The organism is Chroococcidiopsis cubana SAG 39.79, assembly GCF_003991895.1.
In the GTDB taxonomy this organism is placed as follows: Bacteria; Cyanobacteriota; Cyanobacteriia; order Cyanobacteriales; family Chroococcidiopsidaceae; genus Chroococcidiopsis; species Chroococcidiopsis thermalis.
In genome coordinates this window covers 1-5759 of the sequence record NZ_RSCK01000184.1, presented here as the reverse complement: position 1 = coordinate 5759, position 5759 = coordinate 1, and the positions used below count along the sequence as shown (strand labels likewise).

Annotated in this window: 4 protein-coding genes and 2 pseudogenes; 1 reads left to right on the top strand and 5 read right to left on the bottom strand. The window is 45.9% G+C overall.

Going from position 1 to position 5759, the window contains the following annotated elements:
* Positions 1-63: 63 nt before the first annotated feature.
* Both DSM107010_RS36475 and DSM107010_RS36470 read right to left on the bottom strand, forming a co-directional pair.
* Positions 64-1173, bottom strand: a pseudogene (locus DSM107010_RS36475) (GMC family oxidoreductase N-terminal domain-containing protein); the annotation flags it as partial.
* Between the two features lie 38 nt (positions 1174-1211).
* Entirely contained in the window at positions 1212-1391 is a 180-nt protein-coding gene (locus tag DSM107010_RS36470; protein WP_127025309.1) for a glycoside hydrolase 100 family protein, read from the bottom strand.
* 186 nt (positions 1392-1577) lie between these two features.
* Here DSM107010_RS36470 and DSM107010_RS36465 point away from each other — a divergent pair, with 186 nt between their 5' ends.
* The gene (locus DSM107010_RS36465) at positions 1578-1760 is read left to right on the top strand and encodes a hypothetical protein (protein ID WP_106170429.1); all 183 of its coding nucleotides are present in this window, start codon (positions 1578-1580) and stop codon (positions 1758-1760) included.
* Between the two features lie 84 nt (positions 1761-1844).
* On the opposite strand, the gene DSM107010_RS36460 is transcribed toward DSM107010_RS36465, so the two are convergent.
* The 3 genes and pseudogenes from DSM107010_RS36460 to DSM107010_RS43445 all read right to left on the bottom strand — a co-directional run bounded on the left by DSM107010_RS36460 (position 1845) and on the right by DSM107010_RS43445 (position 5585).
* Complete coding sequence (locus tag DSM107010_RS36460; RefSeq protein ID WP_015155603.1) at positions 1845-2519, bottom strand: response regulator transcription factor; 675 nt, start codon at positions 2517-2519, stop codon at positions 1845-1847.
* Positions 2520-2529: 10 nt separating this feature from the next.
* Positions 2530-2679 carry a hypothetical protein gene (locus DSM107010_RS39145; RefSeq protein WP_015155604.1) on the bottom strand — a complete coding sequence of 50 codons (150 nt, stop codon included), beginning with the start codon at positions 2677-2679 and terminating at the stop codon, positions 2530-2532.
* Between the two features lie 71 nt (positions 2680-2750).
* Positions 2751-5585 (bottom strand): annotated as a pseudogene (locus DSM107010_RS43445) (MGH1-like glycoside hydrolase domain-containing protein).
* Between the last annotated feature and the right edge of the window lie 174 nt (positions 5586-5759).

Sequence of the window (5759 nt, the reverse complement as noted above, 5' to 3'; positions counted from 1 at the left end):
GTCTTTAGATATCCATCCTCATGGCTTGCCAGCTCTACCTCCTACTATTTTTTGAGCCGTCGAACTCACGTTGAACAAAGGAGCTAGTAAAGCAGGGGCTTCCGCAGGTAACATATCTGCTAGCACGTTGCCCGTGTTCTGCACCAAGCCCATTGGATAAGGAAAGCTCAGCTCCCCCCAATAGAAATCGCTGATGCAAATGGTCTTTTGATAAACATCTGAATTGAGCTTGGTACTCAGTTGCACCATCGCCGTGCAGTTGTGCTTCATCAGGTTCCGCCCTACCTGACCGGAACTGTTTGCCAGCCCGCTAGGATGCCGATCGTTTCGCGATCGCAACAGCAACGCTGCTGAATTAATTGCACCACAGGCAACTACGACAATATCGCTTGTGAAAAATTGATGCTCTCCATCAATTTCCGCTTCAACACGAGCGATCTCTCGACCAGAGGGACTGGTGTGCAGGCGCGTTACTTTGGCTGCTACGAGCAAGGTAACGTTTGTGCGATCGCGAATTGGTTGAATGCAGTTAACTTCAGCATCTGCTTTGCCGCGAGTTAAGCAGGGAAATCCATCACACGTATTGCAGCGAATACAGTTCTCCAAGCTGCGATCGACTTCATTGAGTTTCAGTCCCAAAGGTAGGTTAAATGGATGTAAACCTACCTGGGTTAGCAAATTGGCAAGTTCTTGCATCCGAGGTTCGTGGCGTACCGCAGGGTAGGGATAAGGCAAGCTTCGAGGTGGCTCAGTCGGGTCGATACCAGACTGCCCATGCACGTCGTACAATTCTTCTGCGCGATCGTAATAGGGTTCAAAGTCACGGTATTTCAGCGCCCACTCTGGCGAAATACCCTCTTTATGTTCGACCTGCTCAAAATCCCGTTCTCGCAATCGCAGTAAAGCCGCACCGTAAACTTTAGTATTGCCACCTACCCAGTAGCCAGTTGCGGGACGAAAAGTTTTGCCGTTCGTGTCATGCCAGCGTTCCTGGGTGTGATACCGCTCTCGTTGATAAACTTCTAAAGCACTCCAGTTCTCTTTCTCGATGGGTAAAAATGTGCCTCGCTCCAAAATCAAAATCTTTTTACCACTAAAAGCGAGACGATACGCCAGCGTACCACCGCCTGCTCCCGTTCCAATGATAATGACATCGTAATGTTGTGCGGTCATGAGTGAGTTCCTCTGAGCTAGAGAATAGGGGTCAGCGGTTAGAACACGCAAGAAGTCACATTCGGGACTTCATCAAAACTAATCAGGACGAAGTGGTTAGGGTTTTCCAAAAGTGTTTTGGAAACCAGAAAAGCCGCGATCGTCCAAGTCTGATATTTTCTCGCTGCTTTACGGCGATCGACGCTTCTGGCAGAGATGGTGCCTTGATTGTGGCTCATAAAATAGATCGAAAGATGATGAAACACTCAGAAAATTCACGTAAAAAGCTGATATGTGTATGAAAAGTAGCTGAGGAGTTTCCGATCGATCTCTCATATCGAGATATTTCGTCCGCTAAATTGGCTTTCACGGCAAGAGAGTATACTTTTATTCATCAAGATTCGAGTCGCTAAGGATCGATTATCGTGCAGCCTGAAGCACAGCAGGATGGAGTCAATGTAGCAGCCTTTGGACATCCAAAACAGCGCGTTTTAGAGGTTTTATCCTCCCTCAGCTATCGGACTGGCGAACTAAGTAGCTACCTGCTAGAAATTGCCCAAGGCGTGAGCGAACTAAAGAACTTTAGTTATGGGTTTAATGCCCGTTAAAAACCAACAATTATGTCGAGATACTACGCGGATGGACACAATTGTCAGCGTGCAATTACCCGTAGCACATTGTATCATTTGATATTACTCTCGCAATACATAGCCGACACCACGCACGGTGTGGAGCAAACGCTTTTCGTTGTTTTCTTCCAGTTTCAGGCGCAGGTAGCGAATATAAACTTCAATCACGTTGGAATCGCCTACAAAGTCATAACCCCAAACCTTTTCTAAAATTTGGTCTCTGGTAAATACCTGACGCGGATGGCTGAGGAGGTATTCTAGTAGATCGAATTCTTTGACAGTTAGCTCAATTGCTCGTTGACCGCGCAACACTTCGCGAGTTCGGCGATTCAAGCTTAAATCCTCAAATTGCATCAAATCTAAGTCTGGTTCGCTGGTACGGCGCAGATGGGCGCGAATTCGGGCAAGTAATTCCTCAATGCTGAATGGTTTAACTACGTAGTCATCAGCACCAGCATCCAATCCAGCAACGCGATCGCCTACCTCATCTCTTGCCGTTAATAAAATCACGGGGATCTTGTTGCCAGTAGCACGCAGACGACGACATAGTTCCACTCCAGTTAACCCTGGTAGCATCCAATCCAGAATTGCCAGATCGAAAGCTGACTCTCGTGCTAAAGTCAGTCCTGCCACACCATCGTGCGCTACGCTGACGCAATAACCTTCGCTGTTCAATTCCAGTTCCAGGAATCGAGCCAGTTTGACTTCATCTTCAACTAGGAGAATATGTGCTGTCACGGTCTTATTCCTAATCAATGATGTTTTGTTGCTGATGAGGAGTCACGAGCATCTGTTTCTTCCATCTCATCCATATTGCCACGCTACCCAATTCGAGCCGAAAAATAATAGCGATGTCTACTTGAGTAATTTTTCCATGAGACTTATTATCGCAACTCATATCTACACAGAAGTTATCCGATTTCCGTTCGAGTAGGGGCGATCGCAGTACGTAGAATATCTGCTGCTAGTTTAAACTTCAATTTGCTCGTAAGCGGATAACTGGGGCGCTTTATCCCGTCCTTCGTACTCGCCAAACTGCCCGATTAGCTTTGCGACTAAACCCGTCCATCCAGTTTGATGACTAGCACCAATTCCCGCGCCGTTATCACCGTGGAAGTATTCGTAAAATAGAATCAAATCTTGCCAATAGGGATCGGTTTGGAACTTTTGGGTTCCACCATAAACGGGTCGATAACCAGATGTGTTTTTCAGAAAAATCTGAATTAACCTTTGGGATAATTCAGCAGCGACTTCCCACAAAGTCATCATTTGACCGGAACCCGTAGGGCATTCAACCTGGAAATCGTCTCCCAGATAATAATGAAACTTTTGTAGGGATTCAATCAGGAGAAAATTCACGGGAAACCAAACGGGACCGCGCCAATTAGAATTACCCCCAAACAAACCGCTACTAGACTCTGCCGGTTCGTAATCAACTCGAAATTGAGTGCCATTGACATGAAAAATATAGGGATGTTCGGCATGGTAGCGAGAGATTGCCCGAATGCCATAATCTCCCAAAAACTCAGTTTCATCCAGCATCTTTTGCAGAATTCGCCGTAGCCGATCGCGGTAGACAATGGCTAGCAATCTACGCTCTCCTACTCCCTCGCTTTTCATACAAGCAATATTTTGAGTCAGATCGGGGCGATTTTGAATAAACCACTCCACTCGCTTTTTAAAGCCTGGAAGTTTTTGTAGCGTTTCTGGCTCGATGGTTTCTACCGCAAATAGCGGAATCAGCCCCACAAGACTTCGCACTTTCAAAGCAATCTGTCGATCGTTAGGTAAATGCAAGACATCGTAATAAAATCCATCTGCTTCATCCCAAAGAGATGCTTCCATTTCGCCAATGTGATTCATGGCATCAGCAATATAGAGAAAATGCTCGAAAAATTTGGTAGCGATGTCTTCGTATACAGGATTGGTTTGTGCTAGTTCTAAGGCGATTGCCAGCATATTCAAACAATACATCCCCATCCAACTCGTCCCATCGGATTGATCGATATGTCCGCCCGTTGGGAGAACGGCACTGCGATCGAACACGCCAATATTATCTAATCCCAGAAATCCTCCTTGAAAGACATTTTTACCCTCGATATCTTTACGATTTACCCACCAAGTAAAATTGAGCATCAATTTCTGAAACACTCGCTCTAAAAAAGCGCGATCGCTACGTCCATAAATCTTTTGTTCGATTTTGTAGACGCGCCAGGTTGCCCAAGCATGGACGGGAGGGTTAACATCTCCAAATGCCCATTCATAAGCAGGAATTTGCCCGTTCGGATGCATATACCATTCCCGCGTCATCACGTCTAATTGGTATTTGGCAAAATCTGGGTCGATCGTTGCTAAAGGAATAGCGTGAAAGGCGAGATCCCAAGCGGCAAACCAAGGATATTCCCACTTATCGGGCATAGAAAGAATATCGTCGCTGTAAAAGTGAAACCATTCATGATTTCTGGCTTTTTTGCGATCGCGTGGCGGTGGGGGTGCAGATGGATCGCCCTTGAGTCAATCTTCGACAATATAGTGGTAGTATTGCTTGCTCCAAAGCATTCCGGCAAATGCTTGGCGTTGCACGTTACGCATATCCTCGCCCAGTGGAAAGGGAGTAATGCGTTGATAAAATTCGTCGGCTTCTCGCTGGCGGGTGGAAAAGATTGCATCGAATGCCGCAAATGGAGATCCCCCCAACCCCCCTTGAGAAGGGGGGTAAGACGATCCCCCCAACCCCCCTTGAGAAGGGGGGTAAGACGATCCCCCCAACCCCCCTTGAGAAGGGGGGCAATCAGATCCTTCTAATCCCGCTTGAGAAGGGGGGCAAAGAGATATATCGCTTAGTCGCAATTTAATAATTTGAGTTTCGCCTGCACTGATAGTTAATAGATAATGAGCCGCAGCTTTAGTGCCAAATTGATTTGGGTTTACTGCCTCCTTTCGACCCTGCACGATGTAGTCATTAATGCCATCTTTGACGTAAGCAGAAGCATTAGGGACATTAAATAATCGTTCGGTATTCGTTTCATTTTCTGTAAATAAAAGCTCCGTTTCCCCCTGACAATACAAATATCTTTTTCCCAAAGTGGGATGAAAAGCCGCGATCGCGCTTAAACCGTTACCAGATTCAATTTTTTGTAGAATCGGCTTGTTCTCGTCTTTAGTCCAAGACCAAGTGTTACGAAACCATAGTGTTGGTAAAATATGTAGCGTTTTCGCTTCTGCTCCCCTGTTGATTACCTGAATTTGAATCAGAATATCTTCAGCAGAATGCTTGGCATATTCGACGAAGACATCAAAGTAACGATTTTCATCGAAGATACCTGTATCTATTAGTTCAAGTTCTGGTTCTCTACGATTTCTGCGTCTATTTTCTTCCAGTATTTGAGTGTAAGGAAATGCTTGATGCGGGTATTTGTACAGTGCTTTCATGTAAGAATGAGTCGGGGTATTGTCAAGGTAAAAGTAATATTCTTTGACATCTTCTCCATGATTTCCTTCATTACCTGTCAGACCAAAAAGCCTTTCTTTGAGAATCGGATCTTCACCATTCCAAAGCGCAATCGCAAAGCACAATCTTTGATGGTTGTCGGAAATTCCAGCGATGCCATCTTCACCCCAGCGGTAAGCACGCGATCGCGCTTGGTCGTGGGTAAAGTAGTCCCAGGCAGTACCATAAGCGCTATAGTCTTCGCGGACTGTACCCCATTGGCGATCGCTCAAGTATGGACCCCATTTGCGCCAGTGCGTTTCGTGCGTCAGGGCTGCTTTTAACCTGATTTCTTCTTGAGTTAAGGTTGTCATAATAAGTCTTCTTTGCAAAAGTCAAGGCTACCATCAAGATTTAACTACTTCTCTACTAACCGCATGACGTGACCATCGGGATCTCGGACTAAAAACCGAATGGCACTAAGAAAAGCGAAAAGTAAGGTGTGTTAAGCATTACAAGCGTTAATAGCAGAGAGGTGGGCAGGGGGA